This is a genomic window from Acinetobacter sp. AM (assembly GCF_003105055.1).
In the GTDB taxonomy this organism is placed as follows: Bacteria; Pseudomonadota; Gammaproteobacteria; order Pseudomonadales; family Moraxellaceae; genus Acinetobacter; species Acinetobacter tibetensis.
The window spans coordinates 18,247-44,255 of sequence record NZ_QETG01000018.1 but is presented as its reverse complement, the minus strand read 5'-3'; the positions used below and the strand labels follow the sequence as shown (position 1 = coordinate 44,255).

26 protein-coding genes and 2 pseudogenes are annotated in these 26,009 nt (G+C 39.6%); 15 read left to right on the top strand and 13 right to left on the bottom strand.

Translation table 11 applies throughout. The features are described 5' to 3' along the window. Positions 1 to 198 precede the first annotated feature (198 nt). From trpC to DCO44_RS10840, 5 genes are all read right to left on the bottom strand, one after another. Positions 199 to 1,005 carry an indole-3-glycerol phosphate synthase TrpC gene (gene trpC, locus DCO44_RS10860; RefSeq protein ID WP_116761806.1) on the bottom strand — a complete coding sequence of 269 codons (807 nt, stop codon included), beginning with the start codon at positions 1,003 to 1,005 and terminating at the stop codon, positions 199 to 201. Between the two features lie 14 nt (positions 1,006 to 1,019). Beyond that, the gene (gene trpD / locus DCO44_RS10855) at positions 1,020 to 2,066 is read right to left on the bottom strand and encodes an anthranilate phosphoribosyltransferase (protein WP_116761804.1); all 1,047 of its coding nucleotides are present in this window, start codon (positions 2,064 to 2,066) and stop codon (positions 1,020 to 1,022) included. Next, the gene (locus DCO44_RS10850) at positions 2,067 to 2,651 is read right to left on the bottom strand and encodes an anthranilate synthase component II (protein ID WP_116761802.1); all 585 of its coding nucleotides are present in this window, start codon (positions 2,649 to 2,651) and stop codon (positions 2,067 to 2,069) included. A 191-nt stretch (positions 2,652 to 2,842) separates the two neighbouring features. Continuing rightward, positions 2,843 to 3,166, bottom strand: coding sequence for a putative quinol monooxygenase (locus DCO44_RS10845; protein WP_116761800.1), 324 nt, complete (start codon positions 3,164 to 3,166; stop codon positions 2,843 to 2,845). Between the two features lie 11 nt (positions 3,167 to 3,177). After that, on the bottom strand, positions 3,178 to 3,762 hold the full coding sequence (locus tag DCO44_RS10840) for an NAD(P)H-dependent oxidoreductase (RefSeq protein ID WP_116761798.1): 585 nt from the start codon (positions 3,760 to 3,762) through the stop codon (positions 3,178 to 3,180). A gap of 313 nt (positions 3,763 to 4,075) precedes the next feature. Here DCO44_RS10840 and DCO44_RS10835 point away from each other — a divergent pair. The 6 genes and pseudogenes from DCO44_RS10835 to DCO44_RS10810 all read left to right on the top strand — a co-directional run. Continuing rightward, a pseudogene (locus DCO44_RS10835) lies at positions 4,076 to 4,884 on the top strand (amidase family protein); the annotation flags it as partial. 8 nt (positions 4,885 to 4,892) lie between these two features. Further along, positions 4,893 to 5,219, top strand: a pseudogene (locus DCO44_RS10830) (FCD domain-containing protein); the annotation flags it as partial. 135 nt (positions 5,220 to 5,354) lie between these two features. Next, positions 5,355 to 6,365 (top strand): CobW family GTP-binding protein, encoded by a 1,011-nt coding sequence (locus DCO44_RS10825; RefSeq protein WP_116761863.1) that lies wholly within the window; start codon positions 5,355 to 5,357, stop codon positions 6,363 to 6,365. A 61-nt stretch (positions 6,366 to 6,426) separates the two neighbouring features. Then, entirely contained in the window at positions 6,427 to 6,957 is a 531-nt protein-coding gene (locus tag DCO44_RS10820; RefSeq protein ID WP_116761861.1) for a YaeQ family protein, read from the top strand. 28 nt (positions 6,958 to 6,985) lie between these two features. Then, the gene (locus DCO44_RS10815; protein ID WP_016166921.1) at positions 6,986 to 7,324 is read left to right on the top strand and encodes an FKBP-type peptidyl-prolyl cis-trans isomerase; all 339 of its coding nucleotides are present in this window, start codon (positions 6,986 to 6,988) and stop codon (positions 7,322 to 7,324) included. A 202-nt stretch (positions 7,325 to 7,526) separates the two neighbouring features. Continuing rightward, positions 7,527 to 9,320 (top strand): GGDEF domain-containing protein, encoded by a 1,794-nt coding sequence (locus DCO44_RS10810; RefSeq protein WP_116761796.1) that lies wholly within the window; start codon positions 7,527 to 7,529, stop codon positions 9,318 to 9,320. A 4-nt stretch (positions 9,321 to 9,324) separates the two neighbouring features. On the opposite strand, the gene DCO44_RS10805 is transcribed toward DCO44_RS10810, so the two are convergent. After that, the gene (locus DCO44_RS10805) at positions 9,325 to 9,768 is read right to left on the bottom strand and encodes a GNAT family N-acetyltransferase (protein ID WP_116761794.1); all 444 of its coding nucleotides are present in this window, start codon (positions 9,766 to 9,768) and stop codon (positions 9,325 to 9,327) included. Between the two features lie 263 nt (positions 9,769 to 10,031). Here DCO44_RS10805 and DCO44_RS10800 point away from each other — a divergent pair, with 263 nt between their 5' ends. From DCO44_RS10800 to DCO44_RS10785, 4 genes are all read left to right on the top strand, one after another. Then, a complete protein-coding gene (locus DCO44_RS10800) occupies positions 10,032 to 10,520 on the top strand; it encodes a hypothetical protein (protein WP_116761792.1) in 489 nt (162 codons plus the stop codon). A 106-nt stretch (positions 10,521 to 10,626) separates the two neighbouring features. Beyond that, entirely contained in the window at positions 10,627 to 11,211 is a 585-nt protein-coding gene (pnuC, locus tag DCO44_RS10795) for a nicotinamide riboside transporter PnuC (RefSeq protein WP_116761790.1), read from the top strand. 19 nt (positions 11,212 to 11,230) lie between these two features. Next, positions 11,231 to 11,506, top strand: a complete 276-nt coding sequence (locus tag DCO44_RS10790) for a hypothetical protein (RefSeq protein WP_116761788.1) — start codon at positions 11,231 to 11,233, stop codon at positions 11,504 to 11,506. 135 nt (positions 11,507 to 11,641) lie between these two features. After that, the gene (locus DCO44_RS10785; RefSeq protein WP_116761786.1) at positions 11,642 to 12,139 is read left to right on the top strand and encodes a DUF2505 family protein; all 498 of its coding nucleotides are present in this window, start codon (positions 11,642 to 11,644) and stop codon (positions 12,137 to 12,139) included. 98 nt (positions 12,140 to 12,237) lie between these two features. Here the strand turns inward: DCO44_RS10785 and DCO44_RS10780 are convergent, their stop codons facing one another. From DCO44_RS10780 to DCO44_RS10775, 3 genes are all read right to left on the bottom strand, one after another. Beyond that, positions 12,238 to 13,785 (bottom strand): hypothetical protein, encoded by a 1,548-nt coding sequence (locus DCO44_RS10780; protein WP_116761784.1) that lies wholly within the window; start codon positions 13,783 to 13,785, stop codon positions 12,238 to 12,240. A gap of 248 nt (positions 13,786 to 14,033) precedes the next feature. Beyond that, on the bottom strand, positions 14,034 to 14,207 hold the full coding sequence (locus DCO44_RS16635) for a hypothetical protein (RefSeq protein ID WP_165815710.1): 174 nt from the start codon (positions 14,205 to 14,207) through the stop codon (positions 14,034 to 14,036). A 186-nt stretch (positions 14,208 to 14,393) separates the two neighbouring features. Continuing rightward, a complete protein-coding gene (locus DCO44_RS10775) occupies positions 14,394 to 15,011 on the bottom strand; it encodes a rhomboid family intramembrane serine protease (RefSeq protein WP_116761782.1) in 618 nt (205 codons plus the stop codon). A gap of 159 nt (positions 15,012 to 15,170) precedes the next feature. Here DCO44_RS10775 and nfuA point away from each other — a divergent pair, with 159 nt between their 5' ends. Both nfuA and DCO44_RS10765 read left to right on the top strand, forming a co-directional pair. Then, the gene (gene nfuA / locus DCO44_RS10770; protein WP_116761780.1) at positions 15,171 to 15,809 is read left to right on the top strand and encodes a Fe-S biogenesis protein NfuA; all 639 of its coding nucleotides are present in this window, start codon (positions 15,171 to 15,173) and stop codon (positions 15,807 to 15,809) included. Positions 15,810 to 16,014: 205 nt separating this feature from the next. Then, positions 16,015 to 18,243 (top strand): TonB-dependent siderophore receptor, encoded by a 2,229-nt coding sequence (locus tag DCO44_RS10765; protein ID WP_116761778.1) that lies wholly within the window; start codon positions 16,015 to 16,017, stop codon positions 18,241 to 18,243. A gap of 28 nt (positions 18,244 to 18,271) precedes the next feature. Here the strand turns inward: DCO44_RS10765 and DCO44_RS10760 are convergent, their stop codons facing one another. Both DCO44_RS10760 and DCO44_RS10755 read right to left on the bottom strand, forming a co-directional pair. Beyond that, positions 18,272 to 19,282: a hypothetical protein gene (locus DCO44_RS10760; protein WP_116761776.1), complete on the bottom strand. Its 1,011-nt coding sequence runs from the start codon at positions 19,280 to 19,282 to the stop codon at positions 18,272 to 18,274. A 12-nt stretch (positions 19,283 to 19,294) separates the two neighbouring features. Then, complete coding sequence (locus DCO44_RS10755; protein ID WP_228157543.1) at positions 19,295 to 20,263, bottom strand: alpha/beta fold hydrolase; 969 nt, start codon at positions 20,261 to 20,263, stop codon at positions 19,295 to 19,297. 376 nt (positions 20,264 to 20,639) lie between these two features. Between DCO44_RS10755 and DCO44_RS10750 the strand changes: the two genes are divergently transcribed. Beyond that, complete coding sequence (locus DCO44_RS10750) at positions 20,640 to 21,254, top strand: carbonic anhydrase (protein ID WP_116761772.1); 615 nt, start codon at positions 20,640 to 20,642, stop codon at positions 21,252 to 21,254. A 41-nt stretch (positions 21,255 to 21,295) separates the two neighbouring features. Here DCO44_RS10750 and DCO44_RS10745 read toward each other — a convergent pair whose 3' ends face one another. Continuing rightward, the gene (locus DCO44_RS10745) at positions 21,296 to 21,874 is read right to left on the bottom strand and encodes an arylesterase (protein ID WP_416224527.1); all 579 of its coding nucleotides are present in this window, start codon (positions 21,872 to 21,874) and stop codon (positions 21,296 to 21,298) included. A gap of 94 nt (positions 21,875 to 21,968) precedes the next feature. On the opposite strand from DCO44_RS10745, the gene DCO44_RS10740 reads away from it, so the two are divergent. Continuing rightward, positions 21,969 to 22,673: an ABC transporter ATP-binding protein gene (locus DCO44_RS10740; protein ID WP_116761768.1), complete on the top strand. Its 705-nt coding sequence runs from the start codon at positions 21,969 to 21,971 to the stop codon at positions 22,671 to 22,673. Beyond that, positions 22,670 to 25,141 carry an ABC transporter permease gene (locus tag DCO44_RS10735; protein ID WP_116761766.1) on the top strand — a complete coding sequence of 824 codons (2,472 nt, stop codon included), beginning with the start codon at positions 22,670 to 22,672 and terminating at the stop codon, positions 25,139 to 25,141. Before DCO44_RS10740 ends, DCO44_RS10735 begins: the two co-directional genes overlap by 4 nt. Before the next feature lie 17 nt (positions 25,142 to 25,158). Here DCO44_RS10735 and DCO44_RS10730 read toward each other — a convergent pair whose 3' ends face one another. Next, positions 25,159 to 25,977 (bottom strand): rhomboid family intramembrane serine protease, encoded by an 819-nt coding sequence (locus DCO44_RS10730; RefSeq protein ID WP_116761764.1) that lies wholly within the window; start codon positions 25,975 to 25,977, stop codon positions 25,159 to 25,161. Between the last annotated feature and the right edge of the window lie 32 nt (positions 25,978 to 26,009).

Here is a 26,009-nt window from a genome sequence, read left to right as displayed (position 1 = left end):
TATCTGTGTATTTTAATCTTCATTCCCTTAGTCAGAAAATGTTTGATATTGATTGTTCAAGTACCTGAAGAGCCGACTAAGTCGTGATTGCCTAGTTTAGAAACTTTTATTTTAATTGATCTTATGGAAGGGTGGGCTTGAATTGAATGCTGATGAAGTAGCCATCAGAGTACAAAGTTGACTCTGATGGCATTCAGCTTAAATTTCGACAGGCTGACCAAATAATGCGCTAAAAGCATGGTCTGGACGTGGTTGCTTCATGAAGCTTTCGCCCACCAAGAAGCTGTGAATATCATGCTCTTGCATCATCTTCACATCTTCTGGGGTTGCAATACCGCTTTCAGTAATGAGCAAGCGAGAAGGATCGAGTAATTTCTTCAAACGAATTGATGTATTTAAATCCACATCAAAAGTTTTAAGGTTACGGTTATTTACCCCTAACAAGCAGCGCTCAGAAAGTTGTAATGCACGTTCAAGTTCTTCCTCATCATGCACTTCAACCAAAACATCCAAATGATGCTCAAACGCTGTTTTTGACATTTCTTCTAATTGTTGGTCCGACAAGCAAGCCACAATCAGTAAAATACAGTCAGCATGCAGGGCACGCGCCTCGATGACATTGTACGGGTCGACTAGGAAGTCCTTACGCAGTGCAGGCAAAGCACAGTGTGTACGCGCGATTTGAATATTTTCATCTGCACCTTGGAAAAAATCGACATCAGTTAAAACTGACAGGCAAGCCGCACCCGCTTGTTCATATTGTGCTGCAATTTCCGCAGGATTAAAGTTTTCACGAATAATCCCTTTTGAAGGAGAGGCTTTTTTGATTTCAGCAATCACACCAGGGCGTTTGTGAATCAGAGCTTGAGCAAAACCACGCACGGGTGTTGCTTCTTGTGCCCATTGTTCTACATCATGCAGGCTACGTTGCTTGAGGCGTGCTGCCAGTTCTTCATGTTTACGATCAACAATTTTACCTAAAATTGTATTTACGATATCGACCATGTGAGCATCCTTCCTTAAGCTTCGTATTGTTTGAGTGTTTTGGTAAATTCAGATAGCACACTCATTTTTTCTAAAGCCTGCCCACCATAAATAATGTCATGTGCTAAAGCTACGCCTTGTTTATACGTTTTGGCTAAACCTGAAACATAAATGCCTGCACCAGCATTTAAGGCAATCATGTCTGCGGCTTTGGCACCACGATCAGATTTTTTTCGGCCAAGTGCATCTTTAATCAGGGCTAAACTTTCAGCAGAATCTTCAATGATTAAGCCTGTGAGGGTTTGCGATTCAATCGCAACATCTTCAGGATTAATGATCCATTCAGTCACTTCACCATCTTTGAGTTCCGCAACATAAGTCGATGATGCGAGGCTAATTTCATCTAGTCCGTCTTTAGAATGCACCACCATCACGTGTTCAGCGCCAAGTTGCTTCATCACTTCTGCAATTGGGCGGCACAATTCATTAGAGAATACGCCAATCACCAAACGCTTTACTCCAGCCGGATTCGTAAGCGGGCCGAGTAAGTTGAAGATGCTACGGATACCGAGTTCCTTACGTGGACCCACTGCATATTTCATGGCTTTATGATGGTTGGGTGCAAATAGGAAGCCAACGCCAACTTCACGAATGCAACGCTCAGTTTGTTGCATGTTCAAATCAAGATTAATGCCTGCTTGTTCTAACAAGTCGGATGAGCCAGACTTGGTTGATACACCGCGGTTACCATGTTTGGCAATAGTGGCACCAGCCGCAGCGATGACAAAGGCTGAAGCGGTAGAAACGTTAAATAAGTTTTGTCCATCACCACCTGTACCGACAATATCAATCAGGTTGGGTACATCACTCACATCAATTTTTGTGGCAAACTCACGCATCACGCGTGCAGCAGCCGTAATTTCATCAATGCTTTCGCCCTTTAAGCGTAGCCCCATCATTAATGCACCAATCTGTGCATCAGTGGCTTCACCACTCATGATGGTGCGCATGACCTCTTCCATTTGAGTCTGGGTAAGATGGATATTTTTGGTAATATGATTTAAAGCTTGTTGAATATTCATTTATGCATAAATCTCTAAAAAGTTTTTGAAGATTTGGTGACCGTGTTGGCTAAGGATTGATTCAGGATGGAACTGCACACCTTCGACAGGCAGTGTCTTATGTTTTACGCCCATAATTTCTTCCATTGAGCCATCAGCTTCTTGGGTCCAGCAAGTGACTTCTAGGCAATCTGGCAAACTCGCTTGATCAATCACCAAAGAGTGATAGCGGGTTGCAGAAAATGGGGAAGGTAGATTGCTAAAAATTCCCTTGTCACTGTGATACATGTCCGATAAACGCCCATGCATGACGGTTTTGGCGCGAATAATATTGCCGCCAAAAGCTTGTCCGATACTTTGATGACCTAAGCACACACCCAACAATGGAATTTTTCCAGCAAAATGTTGAATGGCTGGAATAGAAATGCCTGCTTCAGTAGGTGAGCAAGGTCCCGGACCAATGACCAAATACTTCGGTTGCCATCGTTCAATGTCTTCCAAAGTCACGGCATCATTACGGACTACGTTCACTTCTTGGTTCAACTCGCCAAAATATTGCACGATGTTGTAAGTAAAGGAGTCATAATTGTCGATCATGAGAAGCATTTCAGATGTAACCTCTTGAGTTGCATAATTTTATAACTTAGCGCTTAGATTGTTACCCGTTTGGTTACCCGTTTTAAATTGAGTGCCTATTTTAGAGTTAGAAATATAAAAGCCTGCTAAGCGCAGGCTACTTTATCAGTTTTTAACTGTCTTGTGATAATTTCATACACAATCATCATGCTACGAAGAATTTAATTGCTATTTAAACCCAAGTGCATAATCCGAATTTTTGTTTCTTTAATGGCATTTTTCACTTTCTGTTGAAAGTCCTGCATATGCGCCGTGTTTAAATGCTGCTCCAAATGAGCTAAAGATTGCCATTTTTCAAACATAATAATCGAATTTGCAGGTTTGTACTGGAAACTGGCATTACTGTCTTGATCAATATAAAGCTCATAACCAAAACAACCTGCTTCCTGTAGCACTTTAGGCGTGACATCCTTAAACGCATTCAGGACAGTTTCAAAATGTGCTGTACCTTCATGAATTTGAATTTCTGCAATGACAGTTAACATGGCGATGTCCTTTATACCGTAAAAATCGTGTCTAAGTGTGAGCGATAGGCTTCTAAATATTGAGGTACATTCGGTGCTTTAATGACATCATTGACAATGAAAGTTTCTAAGCCTTGCATACCTAAAAATTGATTTGCTTTGTGAAAGGGCAGATAGACACCATCGACACCGACTCCTTCAAAGAACTGTTCTTGATCTTCAAATGCTTCAATCGGAGCATTCCACGTGAGAGAGAGCATATATTTTTTGTCGTGAATTAGCCCACCTGATCCATATGTCTTAGTTGCATCACTACGTGAACGTCCATCATTGGCATACAACGTACCATGACCGATGGTAAAAACATCATCGATGTATTTCTTCATGGTCCACGGTGCACCCATCCACCAACCTGGCATTTGATAAATAATCACATCTGCCCAAACATAGTTTTCAACTTCTTGCTGAATGTCATATTCAGCATCTGTTCTGGTAATGCGGACATTGTGTCCCTGTTGACTTAAATGGGTGTTTGCGAAATTGGCTAGTGTGTCGTTAAGTTCGCCATTTGAATGCGCGAATTGTTTTGCACCGTTGACAATCAGAATGTTTTTCATTGAATGAATCAACCAAATTTTTCGAATTGGGCAAAAGTATAAGTGAGTCTTTGGGGCTGAAAAATCGATGAATCTGCAAAATATTATTGATCATAAGTCAATAATTGGATTTCAGCTTTAACCCATGTTGATCAGTCAGCATTGTACGAGGCATAACTTATGTTTTGCTGTACTAAAAAATGCATCTTTTATTTCTAAGTACTCATTTAAATGTGGATTAGCATTAATATATAAGCAAGATATTGATTTTTAATCATAAATTTAAATTAGCATAGGGTTCGCTATATGCATCTTATCTTGTATACAAGATAAGATGCATAAAGTGAGCATACTTCAATCTTTCGGCTGGACCATCGCAGAATGGCAAAATGCCTATAAAACACAACAAATTCAATTGACGGATTTAATCAACTGGGTACAGGCTTTTGATACAGAAGATACCGCTTAGATTTCCCTTGCAACTCCTCAAATTTTGCAACAACAAATTGAAGAATTAGAAAAACACAGTGCAACAAGTACAGCATTATTTGAACAGTTTCCCCTGTATGGCATTCCATTGCTGTCAGTTTTTCATCAACAGCAGGTTGTATGCTTTTAAAAGATATTGTGACTGAAGATGCGAAAACTGTAGGTTTGCTAAAACAGGCTGGTGCGATAGTGGTGGGCAAAACCAACCTTGATCAATTTTCAACAGGCTTGGTTGGTACGCGCTCTCCATTTGGTGTAGTCCCAAATAGTTTTAGCTCTGAGTATGTCAGTGGCGGTTCAAGTTCAGGTTCTGCCAGTGTGGTGGCACGTGGTTTAGTACCATTTTTATTAGGGATAGATACCGCAGGTTCTGGTCATGTAACTGCCGCTTTTAACAATATTGTCGGGTTAAAATCAACCAAAGGACGCTTTTCTAATTATGGTTTAATGCAAGCCTGTAAAAGCATAGACTGCATTTCTGTATTTGCCTTAACGGTAGAGGATGCAGAGGTTATGGCACAAGTGTTGGAACAGTTTGATGTCCGTGATAGCTATTCACGGCATCATCCTAAAACGGCACCTGCAAAATTATCTTCGGCTCTTAATTTTGCGATTCCAAAAACCTTGCAATTCTTTGGCGATGCACAAGCAGAGTAGGCTTTGAACCGCAAGATTATCTGAATGATATTAAATAGCTTTCACAACTAGATGAGGATTTTTACTGTGCTTTGGTTCGTGCAGCAGACAATAATGAGATGGCGCGAATTCACCTAGACTTAAGTGAAAAAATACGGATTATTCGCCGTTTAGATTTTTTTAAACAGTACCGTGTTGAAGCCACTTATCAGGAACATCAACATATTTTAAACCTGATTTTTGAGCAAAATACTGAAGACGCAATCGCGGCAATAGCCACCCATATTCTGCAAAGTCAGGATGAGGTGAAAAAGATTACCTTACACATGTTGGATCCGAGCCAGTTTGTTTAAGTGTGTATTTAATATCAGTTTAAAAATGAATTCGACAGTAAATGAGTGGTTAAGCTCTACATGTAACGAAAGTGAAGATTTTGTTATACTATTACATTGATCTTCACCTTTCGTTTGGCTTGCGAGCATCTCATTTTGAAACTGTTAACCCCACAAAAATCCGTGCCTACCCATATTATTTCTGGATTTTTAGGTGCAGGAAAAACCACATTACTGAATAGTTTATTGGCACAAAAGCCTGAAGATGAAGTATGGGCAGTCTTGATGAATGAGTTTGGTCAAATAGGGGTGGATCAAAACCTGCTTCCCCAAGCCGAAGGCTATGCCGTGAAAGAGCTTTTAGGCGGTTGTTTGTGTTGTAGCAGTCAATTGCCAATGCAAATTGCATTATCTCGGTTATTGTCTGAAACTCAGCCAGATCGTTTATTTATAGAACCTACAGGTTTGGGGCATCCAGCTCAACTGTTAGAACAACTGACTGAACCACATTGGCAAAACCAAATTCAAATGCGTGCTTTAGTCACGGTGGTGGATGGTTCGCGTTTGCATGAACAGGAATGGGTGAAACAGAACCTGTATGCTGATCAGTTGAAAGCCGCACAAATCGTGGTGATTTCACATACGGAACACATGCAAGCCGCTGATGAAGAGGCTTTACAACAGTTGCAGCAGGAATATTTGGCTTATGCCCAGACATGGCTAAAACCTACTTTGGGGCAACTCCAACTGGTAGAAATTGATTTGCCATATCAAGGTGTGCAACGCAAAATCCAGCCATTAATTCAAATTCAGAAACAGTACAATAATGAGTCAGCATTACCTGAAATTAAGCAGTTACCCTATCATTATGTAGAAACTGCACAGGGTTATAGTGTTACGGGCTGGAAATTTTCCAAGCGTTGGCAATTTGATTTCTACAATTTACTGGACCTGTTGTGCGAGCAACAGCAGTGGCTCAGAATCAAGGGCATTTTTAATACCAATCAAGGTTGGAAAAGTTTTAATTTTAATCCGAATCAGTTTAATTATCAGTCTGCACCTGAAAATATCGATAACCGTATTGAAGTGATTGTACAAACTGAACGAGATTGGGCGTTATTCGAAACTCAGTTACTTGCCTGCCGTATAGATAGTGAAACGGACTAAAACTGTTCAGCAAAATTGTGTTAAATCTTATATGCTAGGCGCCAAAATTGAGGAACATTTCATGGCGCTAAAAGCAACAATTTATAAGGTAGATTTAAATATTGCCAACATGGATATTCACCAATACGGTGATTATCAATTCACGATGGCATTGCACCCATCAGAAACCATTGAACGCTTGATGGTTCGAATTTTGGCATTTGCACGTTACGCGAGCGAACAGTTGGAATTTACCAAAGATCTATTTGAAACTGATGAACCTGCATTGTGGTCAAAAGACCTGACTGGGCAGTTGGTACAATGGATTGAAGTGGGTTGCCCTGATGAAGATAAAGTCAAGAAAGCCAGTGCACGTTGTAAGTCAGTTGCCGTGGTTACTTATGGTACAGCCGTGGACGAATGGTACAAGCGCAATAGCAAATTAAAAACCCTCAGTAATGTTGAAGTTTGGCAATTATCGCCAGCGACTACCGAAGCCATTCAGCAATTGTGTGAACGTACCATGCAATTACAGCTCAATGTGATGGATGGTGAGTGGACGCTCATTGGGGATCATGCTCAAGCTCAAATTGAGTGGATTCAGTTACAGTAAAAATAAGTGATTGTGAGGAGTAATGAAGATGTCAAATGAATTAGAAATTATTGATTTAGTTGTAGGCGAAGGTAAAGAGGCGGTAAAAGGCGCTTTAATTACCACGCATTATACAGGTTGGTTAGAAGACGGAACGAAGTTTGACTCTTCGCTTGACCGTGGCAACTATTTTGAATGTGTGATTGGTACGGGCCGTGTGATTAAAGGTTGGGATCAAGGCATTATGGGCATGAAAGTGGGGGGTAAACGTAAACTGATTGTACCTGCGCATTTAGCCTATGGTGAGCGAAAAATGGGTAATATTATTCCAGCCAACTCGAATTTAATTTTTGAAATTGAATTATATGACGTGAAAACACGTGACTAATAATATTTGAAAAATAAACCATAGCATGTTTGGGAAAAAGCGTGCTATGGTTAAAATTGCTACTGAAAATAAACGGTTTTTAGTACATTCTATTTTATATTAAAAATCAAATTCGCGAATAAGGAATAAACGCGACTTGAAGATAACAATATTTAAGCCATATGCGATATTGCATTTTATCCTTTATGCGCTGACATGTTTCATGTTGCTCTTACAGCAATCCAGTTGGGCACTGTATGAACCAGTTGCCGAGTCTTATTACGCGTATCAAAAGAATATTAATTCAGTCTCATTTGAAGAAAATACGACCACGTATTTGTCAGGACAATGGCAGTATTATCCAGAACAATTATTGCAAACCGCAACACCGACCAGACCTTCCAGAACCGTGATTTTACCGATTTCCTTTAAAGAAATGGGTTATCCGCAAAATACTTATGGAACTTTTATCGGTCACTTTAAGATACCGAAAGAATTTATTGGACGCCGTATTGCTATTTGGATTCCAAATCAATACGGTGCCTATCGAATGTATTTAAATGGTGACTTTCTATTAAGACTAGGTGAGGTTGGCAAAACAATTCAAACTCATAAAACCGAGAATACCCCACTGTTTGCCTATTTTATTGCTGAGAATGAATACTTTACAGTCACCATGCAGGTATCAAGTTTTCAAAGTTTACATGGTGGTTTAGAAAATCCAATGCGAATTGGTGTCAGTAAAACAGTAAACTATCAGTTTCAACAATTAATGATGAGCATTGCGGGCGTATGCGGTGCAGTGATTGGTGTTGGTGTATTTACAATATTGTTTGCCTTTTTTCGTGGGGTCAGGAATGGCCAAAGCCAAGGCTTTTTGGTATTTGGTAGCTTTATTATTTTTTTAGCCTTACACAATTTATTTTCTGCACCTTATGTGTATACGGTGTTCACCAATATTGATTGGTTATGGGGAACACGGCTCGAATATATTTTTACCTATCTATCGGCGTTCTTCTTTATCAATTACATGTTTTTACTCAATCAGCGTTATTTACATCCCGCAGTTTTTACGATTGCTGTATTTGTATTGAGTTTCGACATAGTAATTACCTGTTTATCTATGCCATATGTTTTTGAAAAGTTGGCATTTTATAGTTTTCTTTTGGGAATCATTGTGGTGCTGAACTTCGCTTACGGGTTCTATCAAACCATAAGCAGACATGAGCCATATTCCACCATTAATTTATGGGCAGTGGTATTGTTGTGTGTCACTTTTCTACATGACTTTTTACTCAATTTAAACTGGATTGATTCGGTTAATTTATCCTTTGCTTCGACCAGTTTTTATGCCTTTTTGATTATGGTGCAACAATCTAAGAATTATGCATATCACTCCGATCGAATTGAGAAGTTGAATAATAATTTATTAGAACTGAATTCCTCATTGGATCAAAAAGTAAGAGAACGAACCGTCCAGTTAAGTGAGCTAAATGAAAGGCTAGAATTACAGGCGAAAACAGATGCACTGACAGGGGCTTTTAACCGCCGTGCTTTGAACGCCGAAATTCAGCGTCAGTTTAATGAAACTGCCCAACAGCATAATGCTGTGTTGGCATTTGCGATGTTAGATGTTGATTATTTTAAAAATTATAATGATTATTATGGACATCTAAAAGGGGATGAAATCCTACAACAATTGGTGCAAGTGATTCAAAGTAATTTACCAGAACATGCCTATTTGGCACGTTATGGCGGTGAGGAGTTTGCGGTCATATTACGAAATATGCCTGTAGTGGTGGTGGAAAAATCATTGCAGCATTTGCTTCATATTATTCGCGAACATCAGTTTGAACATATGAACCGAGGGGATCTTAAACAATACGTTACCGTCAGTATTGGCGCTGCCTATATGGATCGAAATCATCCTTATCATGATATTCATGAACTAATGAAAGCAGCCGATCAGCAGCTTTATCTCGCCAAGAATGCAGGGCGAGATCGACTGGAAATGTAAAAGACTAAATATATTTAATCATGGGGATCGTGTGTTGTTCTGGCGTGGCATATGCACGGATTTGGAAACCATGCTTTTGGTAAAACGACATTGCTGTTTGGGTACTATCGAGTGTAATTTGTTGCAAACCTTTCAGTTTTAAATGGGAAATGGCACTGTTGAGTAAAGCAGAACCTATACCCTGATGCTGCATTTCTGGCAGCGTATAATTCAGCAAGATTTTGCCAGTGTCACTGACCATAATAAAGCCGACAGTCCGTTGATTGATGCTATAAATCCAACTGTCGTTATAATGCATCCATAACAATAAATGACTATGCGTTTTGTTTTCTAGCCAAGCCTGAATTTTACTTTCCACACGTTGATGATCTTGTACACAAGAACGAATACTTTCCTGCAATACGTTAAGAATCTCAGGAATATCCTGAATTTTTGCTGCCCTAATCATTGTTTGTTCTTATTTCCTGAAAACAGGCTTATTTCATGTGAATTTGTGACATTGGAACAGTAGAGATTTGTTGTTTTTTTGGTGTGTTTTAGGGTTGATCTTTTAATAAAAAGTAGCCCTCAAACTTGAAGTAAATCACAAATTTGAACGAACTGTATATGCATTTAACTGATTTTTAAGATAATTGGACTCATCCAAAATATAAAACAGCGTATGATATAAGTGACTGTAATGCTGAAAATATGCCTGAATAGGGGGACAATATGTTTAAAATTATTGTTTTGTGTTTATTAGGCTTTGCCCTGACAGCAGCGTGGCAAATTTTTATCAAAATCAAAGTGACTGAAAAGTATCGTGCTCGCTATTTTTCTAAAATCCTACCTAAAGATGTTCAAACTGAGCTAACGCAAACAAAAGTAAGAGAAAGCAAAGTAATCGAAATTGAATATTATGATCAAGTGCTGTTTGATGATGCTGTGCAACAGTTTTTTGAACAAAATATACATATTCGTGACATTCACGCAGCAGAAGAAATCCAACATAATCTGCTCAAAAAATTACCCGCCAAAGCGTTAACCCAAATTCGCAAGTTAGATTTAAATGAGTGGTCGATTTATTGGAATTTCTATGACCAGTCACTCGAATATTATGTTGGAAAGTATGGCGTGTTTTGTAGCCATGTTGACCGAAATGGTGCGGAACATAAGTCTGAGTTTAAGATGCATCTTCAAGCCAAAGATCTTGTCTCTTAATCGTGTCAAAAGTTTAAAAATCGCCTTGTCTGCCTCTTTTTATTGCAACTTGCGTTCTATCAAAAATTTCTCATAATGTGCCATCGGTTTTTAAAGTGAATCATTGATGTCTGGACTGGAAATTTTTGCTGTCATCATCAGCGTGATTGGCGTGGCGTTAACCATTAAACGCAACATGTGGTGTTGGTGGTTTAACTTTCTCGCTTTCGTTTTATATGCTTATCTGTTTTATACTTTTAAATTATATGGAGAAACAATTTTACAGTTTTTCTTTATGGTGGTGAATTTCTACGGGTTTTATCATTGGCTAAAAGGTAAACAGCAAGACCATGATATCCGTATCGAGCCGATTAAAACTGGTACGGTAATTTGGCAAATGTTGCTGGCTGCGCTGGCTGGACTCGCCTTTGGCTTAAGTCTGAAATTCTGGACAGATGCAGCGGTACCGATGTTAGATGCACAATTGGCAGCATTTAGCTTATTGGCAACCTATTGGACCAGCCGCAAACATATTGCGACATGGGTACTTTGGGTATTTGTTGATATTGTGTATGTTGGGATGTTTATTTATAAAGACCTGTTTTTGACCGCAGGTTTATATGCAGCCTTTGTTGGCTTAGCGGCTTTTGGTTGGTGGCAATGGATTCAAGTTCAAAAGAAACAACAATTGGCAGGCACGGAAGCTGCATAGTAATGTTGGGGGCAAGCGGATGTTGATCCATTTTAATCAAGCCAAGTTACAGCAGTTTGATGAACTTGCTCATAAGATTATTCAAAATCCAGAACAATATTTACAATTTGATTCTGTTTCAGACTTTTATCAAGCCACTTGGCTTGACCTATTTCCTAAAGGTACGACTTGGGCTGCAACAGGTTTAGATGATGGTGCAACAGAATTCTATGCCATCATTGAATTTCAACAACATTATTTAAAGATCAATTGCTTATCAGAAATTAGTGTTACTTTTGGCATTTCCAATACGTAAAACAAAAAATAGGTCAATGACAGCCTAAGCAGAATTGAGTTTAATGAGCCATAATATCAACGTATAGTGAACGTTGTTTTGTAATAAAATACTTGCACTTTTCCAACAGGACAAAACAAAAAATAAGGAACCATCATGGCACATCAGTTTATTGTCAATGCAACCATACAGGGTGTATCTCTAGAAGAATTTAAACGTTTAACAGCCGATACCAGTCTACATGAACAAGTTTGCCGTCGAATTCCAGGTGAACATTTAGAAATTTTAGAATCAAAAAAAGTAGGGGACATCTACACCCTTAAACGTGCTTATAATTTAGATGTAAACATTCCAGACATTGCCAAAAAACTATTAAAAGATGCATTCCGCTTACACCGTACAGATGTTAGTAATCTTGAAGCGATGACATCTACTGTCGATTTAGGTGCGAATTTACCTTTACATGCCAGTTGCAACCGTTCGGTTAAAGGTTCAGATCAGCATATTGAATTTCAATTGGAATGGACTGTCAAAGTAAAAGTCCCTTTAATCGGTGGATTGTTAGAAAAACATGCTGAGGGTGAAATTCGTAAGTTCAGTGAAATTGAATTGACGATTGTTGAAGACGAGTTAAAAAAGAATTTAACCGTTTAAGTTTATTTGGGGCTGAGATAAAAGCAAAGGGCGCCAGCTTGATGGCGCCCTTTGCTATTTCAAGCGATTAGGCTTGATTGACTTAGATATTTTAATATTTAGCTTTTTAACTTCGCCAACGCTTTTTTAAGCGGAAGTTTATCTGTAGCAAAGCCATAAATTGCAGCAAACGGTAGTGCTGTTCGTGCCAAATAAGCTACACGCCATAATCCACCATGATTGGCCCCCTGCATCATTAACTCTAATGGATGATCCATCACTGTTTCAGGATTTGCGACTGATTCAGGGTTACGTAAATCATGAATCCACAGTGCTGCCATAATGGCATTGGTCGTTTCAGGTTTAAACGCTTCGACATCAAATAAACTGGCACCATTAAATGCAGCTTTTAGCAGCGGATTTTTCGTTACCGAGTGTGTGGTGGTTGATGGGGCAATATTAATACTCACGCGTTGCCCTTCATGACGGGCTAAAGTTGCACGCCATTGCTGAATTCGTTTCGCCAACGCGTAGTTTGGGCCTTGCTCAATCACTAGGCAGTCTGCAATGCCATAAGCTTGACCATTATCAGATTTAATCAGGTCGTGCAGGTTTTTCTGGAAAAAATGCTTTAACGATGCTGTTGCCACGCCCTTAGTCAGCAACTTCTGCATTTGAGAGCGATAACGGAATTTATCTGCTGAAGATTCAACCACCTCTTTAGGTACTGCATAGACATCGGTTGGCGTACACATAAACATTAAGCTGGTATCGACTTTTTGTTCACTAACGACTTTCATAATGCTGTCCATTGCCATCGCAACACGGACATGCTTCTCGCCATCGAGATAAGCAATTGCTGCTAAATCTAGTTGATGTTGGCTTTGTAATAGCCATTGGGCAATTTCAGGAGTTTGGGTGAGTAAATTTGCCCCAAGCTTGGCACTGAGTTCGCGAGTTGGCGTTTGATCAGGAAGAGAAGTCTGACTTGGCGCATACAAGGTCGCGTTACCATTTTGAATGGTATTGAGAATTTTTTGCCAAACTTTGGTATTGGGTAAATCCACTGCCACAATATTGGCTTTCCATTTGGACAGCCATGTGAGTGGACCTGCTTCAGAACCTGCACCAAACAGCACCATGGTGCGGTCAGAAAGATCGAACCATTCAGGATGTGCATTGGCTAAACGTAAGGCATCTGCATGAGAAGGTTCAATAATGCCGTCATCTTCCCATTTTTGAACTTGAGCAAGTAAAGCTTCACCTTTCAGGTTTTGCCCGTGATAAGGAATGTACCATTCAGGCTCAGCTAAACTTTCGCCTTTTAACTGAACAGTATGCAACTGAGCTAAGGGCACATCCATCATGTCTTTTAATAAATAACGTTGACCATTACGGTAAAACTCAAAACTATGTTCTGCTTTATGCAGACCTTGTTTGGCAATAGTAATGGGATTACTACAATTGCGAATGCCATGTTCGACCAAGGCTTTAAAGTATTTAGGATAGTTTTTACGCCATTTCTTTTCTTTGAGCACTTGCTGGGCAGATTGATTGTCTACAATCGATAATGCCTCAGCAATAATTTCCTTGCCTGTGCGAGTTGTACTTGGTTTTTGAGTATCGGGTTGAACAGGGAACTGTAGACCCTCTAAAGTGCTGGACATGCAAAAAATCTCGTCTGATTACAGTATTAATATACAGATGTATTCATTATCTATGCCAAATTAAAGTTTGGGGTGGCATTAACTACCAATTTATGTCCCAAGCGTCTAAAGTTTTAAACTCAGTTGTTGAGAGCTTGGAACAGCGCAAGGACGCTTACACATTTTGAGGGAACTAAGTTGAAATCGTCTGGTACTCTCAGTCAGGGCAATAGACCGAGAGTTAGAGAAAAATTCAATTTAAGCGATGACTAACAACGCCCTTTCTTGGCTTGACCCGGTGGGCAGAAATCACCGCCATGTTCGTAGTGTCCTAAGTTGCCATTTGGATCAACCACAATACTGCCTTCGCGTGTATGTACTGCACAAGCCGTTAGGGCATTTAAACTGAGACAGGTGGCGATAATCATGAGAAATTTATACATATATTTATTCTCCATATTCTATTGTTTTAAGCTTAATTTTAGAGAAATCACTTTATTGTTACGATTTATTTTATGTAAAAGATGTAATCAAATAAAATTTTATGTTTAAAAGTGAAAAGAAAATGGACAGAGACGGTTAATGTCTCGATCCATTCATCAATGATATAAAGCCTTGATTAAAAATATTTAAAATGGCAATTGAGTCAGTTTATTGAAGAAGTGCGGAATTAAACGTGGCTCAAGTAAAATGGTCACAACGACGCCATATGCTGCGCCCCATAAGTGCGCACTATGGTTAATATGAGAGTTACCTCGTTTGCCTGACCAAATGCTGTAGGCAATGTAGAGCACCGCAAAAATAATGGCAGGAACAGGAATAAAGAATACAAAAATCAGCTTCCATGGTTCAAATAGGATGTACGCAAAAAGAACTGCGGAAACTGCACCAGAAGCACCAAGGCTGGCCCATTGAAAGTCGTTTTTGTGCTTTAAGTAACTTGGTAAAATGGCAAAAATTAATCCACCCAAATAAAACAGGGCAAAGCCAAGGTCATAAAAGTACTGACGATAAAAGCTTTCAATAATACTCCCAAAGAAAAACAGGGTGATCATATTGAACAATAGATGAGCGCCATCGACATGAATAAAACCGTGCGTGATAAAACGGTCATATTGTCCTTTTTGCATTGCTGGTGGCCAAAAGATCAATCGACTCATCAATTTCTGATTGGAAAACGCCAGAAGTGAAACCACCACAGTAATGATAATCAGCGCTACAGTATGGTTGAAAGGCAGATTTAGCATATAGAAAAGGTTCAATTTTTAATGACTCAAGCTCAATAATGCCATTAATTGTTTAATTGCACAGGACTTTTAGAATAAATCCGACAATTTTAGTTGATTTTTTTTAATTTAGCCGCATCTTCAGTTAAAATGGCAACTTCAGCTAGAGGAAATATTGTTATGTCGACTGAGAACACCAGCACTGCAGTTGCAGAAGAAATTCCAAACTTATTGATTACACCAACTGCACAAGAGTATTTACGTGATTTATTGGCGAAACAAAATACTCCGGGTATTGGTGTACGCGTTTTTGTGGAAAATCCTGGAACGCCTCGTGCTGAATGTTGTATGGCATATAGCGCACCTGAAGAAGTTGTGCCAACAGATTATAAGCAAGACTATCCAGATTTCCCTGCCTATGTTGATGCGCCATCTATTCCATATTTATTAGATGCAGTGATTGACTACAACAAAGACCGTTTTGGTGGTCAGTTGACTTTCCGCGCACCCAACTCAAAAGTGCCACGCGTTGGCCCTGATGCTTCTGTCGAAGAGCGTATTACTTATATTTTACAATCTGAAATCAATCCAGGTTTGGCAGGTCATGGTGGTAACTGTGCGTTGGTTGAAGTGGTTGAAGATGAAGAACATGGTTTAACTGCTGTACTTAAATTTGGTGGTGGTTGCCAAGGTTGTTCAGCGATTGATGTGACCTTGAAACAAGGGGTTGAAACGACGCTGAAACAACATGTACCAGAGTTACAGCGTGTGATTGACCAGACGGATCATACTCAGGCAGAAGGTGCATATTTCAAGTAAATATTTGCATGAAATAAATAAAAAACCTCCATTCTATGGAGGTTTTTTTACGTCTGTTCAATATAAAACGATGAATAATATAAACAATCAATACATGTTAATGATAATTATTATTAATAGTAATTGCATTTATATTTATGTTTGTTACACTCTGAAACCGAAATTTCACGTTTTTTTCTATCTTCCACATCTTTGGGATATTTGTATGAACAGACGTATTGTCCAATCAGCATTAGCACTTTCAATTTTGTCGGTCATGAGTGTGATGAGTAATGCTGAAGATTTACAGACAGAACAGCAAACTTCTTCAACTGCGCAAATTACGACACAACAAACAGATCCAACCAAACTCGAAAAAATTGTTCTGACTGCCGAAGAGCAAGTAAAGCAATCCTTAGGGGCATCTATCATTACTGAAGAAGATTTAGATAAGCTTCCTGTAGTGAATGACATTTCTGAATATGTTCGTCGTATGCCTGGTGTGAATTTGACGGGTAACAGCGCAACAGGACAACGTGGTAACAACCGCCAAATTGATATTCGTGGTATGGGACCCGAAAACACCTTAATTTTGATTGATGGTAAGCCCGTTAATTCTAGAAACTCAGTTCGTTATGGTTGGCGTGGTGAACGTGATACGCGCGGGAATTCAAACTGGGTTCCCGCAGATGCAATTGAATCGATTGAAGTGTTACGTGGTCCTGCTGCTGCACGTTATGGTTCGGGTGCCATGGGTGGCGTGGTCAATATTAAAACCAAGAAAGTGACCAATGAAGTACATGGTTCGGTTGAGCTGTATAGCAATCAGCCTGAAGATTCTAAAGAAGGGGCAACCAATCGTGTTGGCTTTAATTTAAGTGGTCCGATTGTCAAAGATGTCTTGTCTTATCGCTTGTATGGTAATTACAACCAGACAGATGCAGATGCACCAGATATTAATCCTCTCACTGAGTCAGGAACGCGTGCGGCAGGTCGTGAAGGTGTAGAGAATCAAGATATTGCAGGACGACTGGCTTGGCAAGTGAATGATCAGCAAACCTTTTTATTGGATATTACGACAGGCCGACAAGGCAATGAATATACAGGTGATATTCAAAACAGTAACTTTGATGCCGCTGGTACAGGTGGAAGCTTTAGCAATGCAGATTATGTCCGAGGCTTATTAGGGCAAGAAACCAATACCATGTATCGTGATAGTTATGCCTTAACGCATGAAGGAAAATGGGACTGGGGTGATACTAAACTCATCGCACAATACGATAAAACCAAGAATAAACGTATTCCAGAATCCCTTGCTGGTGGTCCAGAAGGAAGTCCAAATTCATTTAATAAAAAGACTTCAACTTTAGAAACGTTACGTTTTAATGCAGAAACGAATATCCCTTTAGAGATTGTTGTTCCTCAAGTTTTAACCTTGGGCGCTGAATGGGTAGAAGATGATTTCACCGATCCATCGAGCACAGTACAAACCGATGCTTCTGGGCTCATTAGCTTAGCTGCCGATCGTGAGAGCATGGAGTCTCGAATTGCTTCTGCCTATATTGAAGATAACTTTAAGGTGACAGATAGTACTGATTTAGTCCTTGGAATTCGTTTCGACGACCACAATAAATCAGGTTCGAATTGGAGTCCAAGCTTAAACATTACCCAAAAATTGGGCGATTACTTTACCCTGAAAGGCGGCATTGCAAAGGCGTATAAAGCACCAAATATGTATCAAACTTCAGAAGGATACTTATTATATACACGCGGAAATGGTTGTCCGATTAAAGCTACGCAAATTTCTCAATGTTATTTAATTGGTAATGCGGATCTAAAGCCTGAAACATCTATCAATAAAGAATTAGGTGTTCAATTCGAAAAAGATATGGTCAATGCCAGTTTGACTTGGTTTAGAAACGATTATGAAAATAAAATTACAGCAGGTGAAACGGTTTTAGCCACTTCAACTGCGGGGCATAACATTTTACAGTGGGAAAATGTACCCGAAGCATTGATTCAAGGGGTGGAGGGAAGTGTAACTTTAACCTTTGATAACGCAAGTTGGACCAATAATGTGACATATATGATGGATTCGGAGAATAAAAAGACCGGTAACCCGCTGTCGATTGTGCCGAATTATACGATTAACTCCATCTTTAACTACAACGTCTCCGATGCCATGGATGTGAACTTTGTATATACCCAGTATGGGCGTCAAAAACCACGTCAATACGCAGAATCGAATACTGAAAATGGTGATATGAATGTTACGGCTGTGAAAAGTTATGGTATAGCAGGCATCAATGCAGGTTATAAATTCACGGATCAAATCAGTGGGCGTCTTGGTGTTAGCAATTTGTTTGATGAAAAGTTATTACGTGATAACTCAGTGAATCAAACCTACAACGAACCAGGTCGTGCTTATTATGCAAGTCTGAAATATCAGTTTTAAGTTGATTTAAAGGCAGAACCCAAAGGCGCTATTCAGCGCCTTTTTTCAAGATTGCTAAGGTACTGTCGGAATAATAGAACTTTTCTAAATAATGACGCGCACGTTGAGCTAGGTAATCTGTTTGCAGCATATTCTGAATAATCGGTTCTAACAGATGCTGTAACTGATTTTGGATTAATGCTTCATCAATATTTAAGTCTCTGAATAATAAATCAAAACTTCGGTCTTGATTGCGTGCATACCATGCAGAGATACCATCTTTCACTTGCTGTTCTAAGTATTCCGTTTGGCGCAAATGATCCCAAATTTCATGACCTAAACCAACAGTTTGAGGTAAGTCATCAATCTCAATATAATTTTTTAACACATTGAGCGGAAGGTCTTTAATTTTATGCCATAAATTGGCTTGAAAATGATAAAGCTTATCGTCATTAAAATGCTGATTTAACACTTGCTCACTCATTTGACTGAGTTTCTGAATATTTTTCTGTAAATAATGTTGAATGGCTTGATCTAAGTTTGAATCAGTCACACTTTCTAAAACAGATTTCCCCATTTTCATAAAACGAGAAACACCTGGCACATGCTTGACCATGACGGAGTTATCTAAATAGTCATGAATCGCGTGCTGAATGAGTTGTGTAATCATGGCAGAGAAAGCTGGGTTGTTCACGACGGTATGAATTAAGCGTTGTCTATGCCCACTTTTACTGGCGACATATTGAGCAATTTTATCGACCGTAAGCACAGGAATTGCATCTGCGATTTTGGTCTGGTCATTTGCGGGATGAACCAAGGCAAAGCGAATATGCTCTGCAATTTGTTCAATTAAAAAATCACTGGCAGGCGTCTTTAAGATTTGCTGGTCAATCAATTGATGAATCTGCTCAACAGTCCAAATTTGTTTTAATTTTTGTTTTCTGAACCAATGATAAAATTCAACAAACTCATTTTTAATGGTTTCTGACTGAGTAAATTCATCATTTAAAAATTGTAGATGAGCTTCGATCAGTTGCTCAATCATGGGGTGTTTTTGCATAAAAATTCAAATTTAATGTAAGGGAATCAGTTGGTCTGCCAAGGGATTTTTCAGACTTTGGGTCTTTGCAAGAAACGGAAGATAGTAATTCGCAACTTGTTTATCTGCTTCCAACAAAGGCATATGACCTACATTATTCAGGATGACAGGTGCTTCGGCACGTTTCAACAGGGATTTTAATTCATCTGCAACTTCAACATTAAAAATTTTATCTTGTTTGCCCCATAAAATTAAAGTTGGCGCTTCTACATTGCGGGTAATTCTGGCAAAGGTTTCAGGGGTATAGATACGATTTAATGTCGAAATTTGCTCAATGACCAGATTATTTCTGCCTGCTTGAGCAATCAATAATTGCTCTTTAGCACGTTTGAGTTCGGGTGAAAGTTTCGGTGGATTTTGCATAATCTCATGGCGAACTTCGTCATAATCACCAGGTTTTGACACAATAATATGCTTTAAAAAATGAGGATCTCTCGTGTACGGCGTGTTGGCTTTTTTATAGATGCCTGCACTATTTAACAGAAATAAGCTTTGCGTATCAAAAGGATATTGCGCAGCATAGAGCGTAGCAATTGAGCCACCCAAAGAGTGACCTGCAATATTCAATTTATTTTCAATATCAATGGCTTCGGCAAATTGTCGAAGGCTGGAGGTGACATTGGGAACAGCAATATCAAAATTTGAAGGAACTTTGGTGTCCCCATAAATGGGTAAATCAGGCACAATCACGTGATAGTTTGGCGTTAGATAAGAGGCGACACGGTTCCAGTTGTCACGATTTCCTCCAAACCCATGAATCAGTAAAACAGTAGGTTTTTGGCTCGATCCTCCTTCGTTATAGCTCCAAAGAATATCCCCTACTTTGAGGGTTTTGGTTTTTAATCCAGAATCTTCACGTTCTTGTTGTAAATAATTTTGTAGCGTAATTTGCTCAGAAGAAAGCTGTAGGGGTTTGGCAGAAGCAATATTGAGCAATGACATTGTAATGAGGATTCCCATTGCAGTAACAAAATGAAAAAAATATTGACTGCTTTGTGTCATTGACTTAAATCCTTGTCACTAAAATTCTATTGTCGAAAATCTATTTTTGAAACTGCAAAAAAGCTGGAATTGGTATAAAGAATAATCTTTGACTTTATGAAGATCTATTGTAAATACAATCACTAAAATGTCACGAACAAGTTTATTGAGATGATTGATATAAAAACCAAATAATGTGATTTACTTCAAAGTAATGGAAAAAGTGTTTGAACTTTTTTGCCAATCTAAAAATGCCTAGCTGTATTCTTTTTTGCAAGTGACATTCATTTTTGCTGGTATTAGAATATTGACACTTCAAATCATGGTGGAAAAAAGAATGCTAACGGCTCAAGAAGCATTAGACCGTCTTAAAAAAGGAAACCAACGTTTTGTTTCTGGGGAAACAACCCTCCCTAAACAATTGACGCACCAAGAACGTGCTGAAATGTCGGAAGATCAGAATCCATTTGCAATTGTACTGGGTTGTTCTGACTCGCGTGTTCCTGCCGAGATGGTTTTTGACCAAGGCTTAGGTGATCTATTTGTTATTCGTGTTGCGGGTAACGTGGTTGCGCCTTCGCAAGTGGGTAGTGTGGAATTTGCTGCTGAACGTTATGACTGCGCAGTGGTTGTTGTTCTTGGCCATAGCCATTGTGGCGCCATTCAAGCGACCATTGACACTTTAATGAACCCAGACTGTCCACCATCAAATAATTTAATGTCAATTGTGAACCGTGTGCGCCCATCTGTCGAAACTTTGATGCAGACTGAGCTGAAAAACGATTTGAAAAAACTTTCGAACCACGCCGTCCGTTCAAATGTATTTGCTTCGGTCAATCAATTACGCCATGGTTCGGCTGTATTGGAACAATTAATTGCGAAAGGCAAGATGATTGTTGTGGGTGCTGAATATTCATTAGAAACTGGCGAAGTGATTTTTTTTGATTTCTAAGACATCTGATCTATAAAAATATGGATGTGATTAAAGGCGCTTTATAAAGCGCCTTTAATGTATGGATAAGCGAGATTTAATAATTTTACTTGTGCTTGTGCATTGGGATGAATTAAATCGTTTTGCATTAAATTTTTATGACCTGCGATGCCTTCTAAAAAGAAAGGCAGTAATTTCACTTGATAACGTTGACTGACAATCGTGTAGTTTTGTTGAAAAGCCTTGCTATAAGCGGTGCCATAATTCGGTGGAATTTTCATTCCAAACAAAATAACTTTTGCTTTCGCCTTTTGGCTTTGCTCAACTAAACGTGCTAGATTTTGTTGAATCATTTGTGGTGGTTGACCACGCAAACCATCGTTTCCCCCCAGTTCGATGACCACAATATTTGGCTTATAAGTTGCAAGTAGTTTGGGTAAACGTGCTAAAGCACCACTGCTAGTTTCACCACTCACACTCGCATTGACCACTTGATGCTGTTTCGGATACTGTTGGTCTAATCGTTTTTGTAACTGTGTGACCCATCCTTGTTGTGGCTGTAGACCATAACCTGCGCTAATACTATCACCGAGAATCATAATAGTTTTAGCTGAGGTCAGCATTGGATTTAGGCAGAGCATTAGCCCTATCACCGAAGAATAAACGAATACTTTGAAACGATATTGACGCATAGTAACTGACGAAAACCTGAGCACAATAGAAGAGAGATTCATCATGCCACAAGCCGTAATTTCTGCCCAGAATTTGACACAAAAAATACAACTTGCAGATAAAAGTCTCTCAATTTTTGAAAATTTAAATCTCGACATTATGGAAGGTGAACAAATTGCCATTACAGGGCGTTCAGGTTCTGGTAAGTCGACTTTGTTGGGAATTTTAGCAACTTTAGATCAAGCCAGTGGTGGTGAGTTAACCGTTTGTGGAGAAAATATTTCTGCGCTTAATGAAGAACAGCGAGCGCTTGTCCGTTTGAAGTATATTGGTTTTGTTTTTCAATCTTTTCAACTTTTACCGCACTTAACCGCATTAGAAAATGTCATGTTGCCTTTGCGTTTGCACGCTAATTTTCAATATGCGGAGGCAGAACAACGTGCTTTAGAGCTACTTAAAAAGGTCGGGTTAGAGCGACAGGCGGAGCAAACGCCAAAAGTACTTTCTGGTGGAGAACAACAGCGTGTGGCGATTGCGCGAGCTTTAATTTGCCAGCCTAAAATTATTTTTGCAGATGAACCCACGGGAAATCTAGACAGTCAAACAGCCAAAGAGATTGAGCAGTTACTATTTGCTTTAAATCAGGAGTTAGGCACCACACTGGTTTTAGTCACGCATGATTTGAAATTGGCGAGACAATGTCAGCGCCATGTGCATTTATTTGAAGGTCAGTTGCATGAACACGTGCAAGGCGGTGATCACGCATGAGTGCTCTATTTCGACCTTTATTCAAGCAAAGTCTGAAAAGTAGCGGTATGTATTTGTTGATTATTGCTTTACTACTGGCCATTAGCGTGACCACAGCACTCAAATTTAGTAATGAGCAAATCCAGAATGCAGTGACTTTACAAGCCGCAGAGCTGATGGCCGCAGATTTGGTGTTGTCGGATCAGTCGGAAATTGAACAGCGTTGGAAAGATCAGGCGACTGCGTTACATTTAAAACAGTCGCAAGTCACTGTGTTTAACTCCATGGCACATACTGAGTCACAATTTGTCATGGTCAATGTTAAAGCTGTTGATGCACATTTTCCATTGCGAGGACAGTTACAGCTTCAGCCTCAACAGCAGGCGATTCAAAGTGGGGAAGTCTGGTTAAGTCCACGGGTGATGGATTTATTACATGTGAAGTTGGGAGACCAAATTCAAATTGCAGATGGCACGTTTAAAGTCTCTGCAAAGATTCAGCATGATTCGAATCAGGAACTTGGTTTTTCGGGTTTTTCACCAACAGTGATGATTGCACAACAAGATATTGCACGGACCAACGCCATTCAAGTCGGCAGCCGAATTGATTACCGTCTACTGATGGCGGGCGATGCGAAGAATATTCAACAGTTTCAGACGCAATTTAAGCAGCGACAAGCAAAACAACAATCCTCCGCTGTCAATGCTGAAGATGCCAATGGGTTGAAACTGCGGAATGCCACTGAAGGCAATACGCGCTTGATGCGCCCAATTGAGAATTTAGATACCTTTTTACAGTTGGCAAATATTTTGACCATTTTGCTGTGTGGTATCGCGATTGCATTGACCAGTCAACGTTATGTACAGCAAAACCAAGACTATATTGCTTTATTGCGTTGCATGGGGGCCTCCAAAGCCCAAATTTTAAAAGTCTACGCCTCTCTTTTGTTGGTTATATTAAGCATTGCCATTTTGATTGGGGTGTTACTTGGAATGGCTTTGGGGTATGGGTTGTTACAGCTTATGCTACAACTGATTCCGAATTTGCAGCTTCAGTTTTCTGCATGGGCAATGTTGAAAGGGCCATTACCGATTGCCATATTGACCAGTGCAGTGGTGTTAACTGGTTTTATTTTGCCGAATTTATGGCAATTGATGTACACCCCACCAATCCGAGTGATTCGTCAGCAAACGCAGTCTATGCAAGTTTTATTATGGACCTTACTGTCGGGCACACTGAGTTTATTTATTTTTAGTCTGATACTGACAGAGAATTTACTGTTAACCAGTTTGGTGATTGGTGGCATTATTGCCCTAAGTGTGCTCTTGTATATTTTGGTCTGGCTGGTTTTAAAAGCTTTAAAACGCTTAAAAATGGCGGTTTCGGCCTATGTTAAAGTACCTTATCAGACTGCATTTCAGATTACGGCATTGGCACTAGGACTAAGCTTGATTACAGTATTGGCCGTCCTGCGTACAGACTTGTTAGAACGTTGGCAACAACAGTTGCCACAAGGTACGCCTAATCAATTTGTGTATGGTTTGCCGCCATTTGCTCTACCCCAGTTTAAACAGCAATTACAGGCACATGGCTGGAATAGCACACCATTGTATCCGAATATTCGAGGTCGATTGGTGGCCAAAAATGAACAACCTTTTTCGGAGCAATTGGTTAAAGAAAATAACTCATTACGCCGTGAGTTAAACCTGACGCAAAGTAGCAGCTTGCCAACAGACAATAAGATTGTGCAAGGACAAGCAAAATTTACTCATGTTGGAGAGGTTTCTGTCGAAGCGAAAACCGCGGCAGAATTGGGTATACAGGTGGGTGATCGGTTAAGCTTTAGTTTGCCTGAAGGCATGCTACACGCCAAAGTAGTCAATTTAAGAGAAGTTGAATGGGAAAGTTTTAGCCCGAACTTTTTCTTTATTTTTTCACCACAAACGCTCGATGAAAATGCAGGCAGTTATTTGGGGAGTTTTTATGTTCCAGAACAAGACAAACCAAAACTGATTCAATTAATTCAGCAATTTAGTAATACCGTCTTTATTGATGTGGGCTTAATACTGGATGAGATTAAGCGCTTGATGAATGTGTTGATTCAAGTCGTCACTATTCTTGCTTCATTGGTCAGTCTTGCGGGTATTTTGGTCTTAATTGCCTGTCTTAATTTATTGATGGATGAGCGAAAAAGGGAAGTTGCTTTACTCCGTTCATTTGGTAGCTCTAAGCGCATGCTCAAAAATATGCTGACACTGGAAATTGGCTTTATGGGGTTATTGGCGGGTATTGTGGCTTGTTTCTTTGCCGAATTGATCAGTGCGATTGCTAGTTATCGAATGAATCTAAGTATGCAAGTCCATTGGGAAATCTGGTTGATTCTACCCGTGAGCATGATGTTGTTATGCGCGCTGATTGGGCGTTATCGTTTGAGTTATCTCTGCGATATCCCGCCTTTACAAAGTTTAAGAGAGATGAATCAATCTTAAGATTCCTCTCGCTGTCTTTAAAAATGGTAGCGTTGACGCATAGCCTGTAATAATTCAGCCCAAATCGGTTGAATCAGTTGAACTTGTTGCAGGCAATACTGGTATAGAAACCAGCAGCTCACGACAGCTACAGTTGTACCTAAAATCAAGCTTAGGGCAGGTTTTTGCCACTTTTGGCACAAATACCAAATACCTGCGAGAACCGCGCCCATTAGCATTCCACCAACATGCGCAGCATTATTAATTCCAGAGATCGTGAGTCCAATCACCAAGTTAATGCCCATGACCATAATTAAGGTCTTTTTATCTAGAATAAAGCGTTGTTGTGGTAGAACAGGAAAGAGGGATAGTAAGGTTAATGCACCACCTAAGCCCATCACAGCACCAGAAGCACCTGCGCTGACATGCGGAAGTAAAGCGGGATCAATCACCTGTTGATTCAGCATACTTACCGTGTCATGTATCGCCAAATAACCACTAAAAAGACTTCCCATTAATCCTGCGGCAAAATAGAGCATGAAATAATAGAACCGACCAAAGAGTTGTTCTGCGACACTGCCAAAAATATACAATGCCCACATGTTTAACATTAAATGAATCAGCCCAAAATGAAAAAACATGCTGCTGAACAGGCGAGTGGGTTCCTCTAAAAAGGTTAAAGGTGCATAATCAGCTCCCCAGCGAATAGCATCTGCTAGGCTTGGATCGCTGACATTGACCCCTGAGACAATTTGCCAGAGGAATAAACCCACATTGATGGCAATGAAAAGGGTGGTGAGCCACCAATCCTGCATATTCAGTTTGCTTGGAACCCAAGGTGGTGTTGAATGAGACATGCTATTGTTTGACTTTGAATCTACATTTTAAC

Bases quoted from the DNA above. Each gene is read 5' to 3' on its own strand.
- DCO44_RS10800 (WP_116761792.1), top strand. From the start codon at position 10,032: ATGTTTAAAATTATTGTTTTGTGTTTATTAGGCTTTGCCCTGACAGCA.
- DCO44_RS10815 (WP_016166921.1), top strand. From the start codon at position 6,986: ATGTCAAATGAATTAGAAATTATTGATTTAGTTGTAGGCGAAGGTAAA.
- DCO44_RS10790 (WP_116761788.1), top strand. From the start codon at position 11,231: ATGTTGATCCATTTTAATCAAGCCAAGTTACAGCAGTTTGATGAACTT.
- DCO44_RS10730 (WP_116761764.1), bottom strand. From the start codon at position 25,977: ATGTCTCATTCAACACCACCTTGGGTTCCAAGCAAACTGAATATGCAG.
- nfuA (WP_116761780.1), top strand. From the start codon at position 15,171: ATGTCGACTGAGAACACCAGCACTGCAGTTGCAGAAGAAATTCCAAAC.
- DCO44_RS10740 (WP_116761768.1), top strand. From the start codon at position 21,969: ATGCCACAAGCCGTAATTTCTGCCCAGAATTTGACACAAAAAATACAA.
- DCO44_RS10850 (WP_116761802.1), bottom strand. From the start codon at position 2,651: ATGCTTCTCATGATCGACAATTATGACTCCTTTACTTACAACATCGTG.
- DCO44_RS10750 (WP_116761772.1), top strand. From the start codon at position 20,640: ATGCTAACGGCTCAAGAAGCATTAGACCGTCTTAAAAAAGGAAACCAA.
- DCO44_RS10785 (WP_116761786.1), top strand. From the start codon at position 11,642: ATGGCACATCAGTTTATTGTCAATGCAACCATACAGGGTGTATCTCTA.
- DCO44_RS10775 (WP_116761782.1), bottom strand. From the start codon at position 15,011: ATGCTAAATCTGCCTTTCAACCATACTGTAGCGCTGATTATCATTACT.
- DCO44_RS10780 (WP_116761784.1), bottom strand. From the start codon at position 13,785: ATGTCCAGCACTTTAGAGGGTCTACAGTTCCCTGTTCAACCCGATACT.
- DCO44_RS10760 (WP_116761776.1), bottom strand. From the start codon at position 19,282: ATGCAAAAACACCCCATGATTGAGCAACTGATCGAAGCTCATCTACAA.
- DCO44_RS10840 (WP_116761798.1), bottom strand. From the start codon at position 3,762: ATGAAAAACATTCTGATTGTCAACGGTGCAAAACAATTCGCGCATTCA.
- pnuC (WP_116761790.1), top strand. From the start codon at position 10,627: ATGTCTGGACTGGAAATTTTTGCTGTCATCATCAGCGTGATTGGCGTG.
- trpC (WP_116761806.1), bottom strand. From the start codon at position 1,005: ATGGTCGATATCGTAAATACAATTTTAGGTAAAATTGTTGATCGTAAA.
- DCO44_RS10845 (WP_116761800.1), bottom strand. From the start codon at position 3,166: ATGTTAACTGTCATTGCAGAAATTCAAATTCATGAAGGTACAGCACAT.
- DCO44_RS10805 (WP_116761794.1), bottom strand. From the start codon at position 9,768: ATGATTAGGGCAGCAAAAATTCAGGATATTCCTGAGATTCTTAACGTA.
- DCO44_RS10755 (WP_228157543.1), bottom strand. From the start codon at position 20,263: ATGTCATTGCTCAATATTGCTTCTGCCAAACCCCTACAGCTTTCTTCT.
- DCO44_RS10765 (WP_116761778.1), top strand. From the start codon at position 16,015: ATGAACAGACGTATTGTCCAATCAGCATTAGCACTTTCAATTTTGTCG.
- DCO44_RS10810 (WP_116761796.1), top strand. From the start codon at position 7,527: ATGTTGCTCTTACAGCAATCCAGTTGGGCACTGTATGAACCAGTTGCC.
- trpD (WP_116761804.1), bottom strand. From the start codon at position 2,066: ATGAATATTCAACAAGCTTTAAATCATATTACCAAAAATATCCATCTT.
- DCO44_RS10820 (WP_116761861.1), top strand. From the start codon at position 6,427: ATGGCGCTAAAAGCAACAATTTATAAGGTAGATTTAAATATTGCCAAC.
- DCO44_RS16635 (WP_165815710.1), bottom strand. From the start codon at position 14,207: ATGTATAAATTTCTCATGATTATCGCCACCTGTCTCAGTTTAAATGCC.
- DCO44_RS10745 (WP_416224527.1), bottom strand. From the start codon at position 21,874: ATGCTCTGCCTAAATCCAATGCTGACCTCAGCTAAAACTATTATGATT.
- DCO44_RS10735 (WP_116761766.1), top strand. From the start codon at position 22,670: ATGAGTGCTCTATTTCGACCTTTATTCAAGCAAAGTCTGAAAAGTAGC.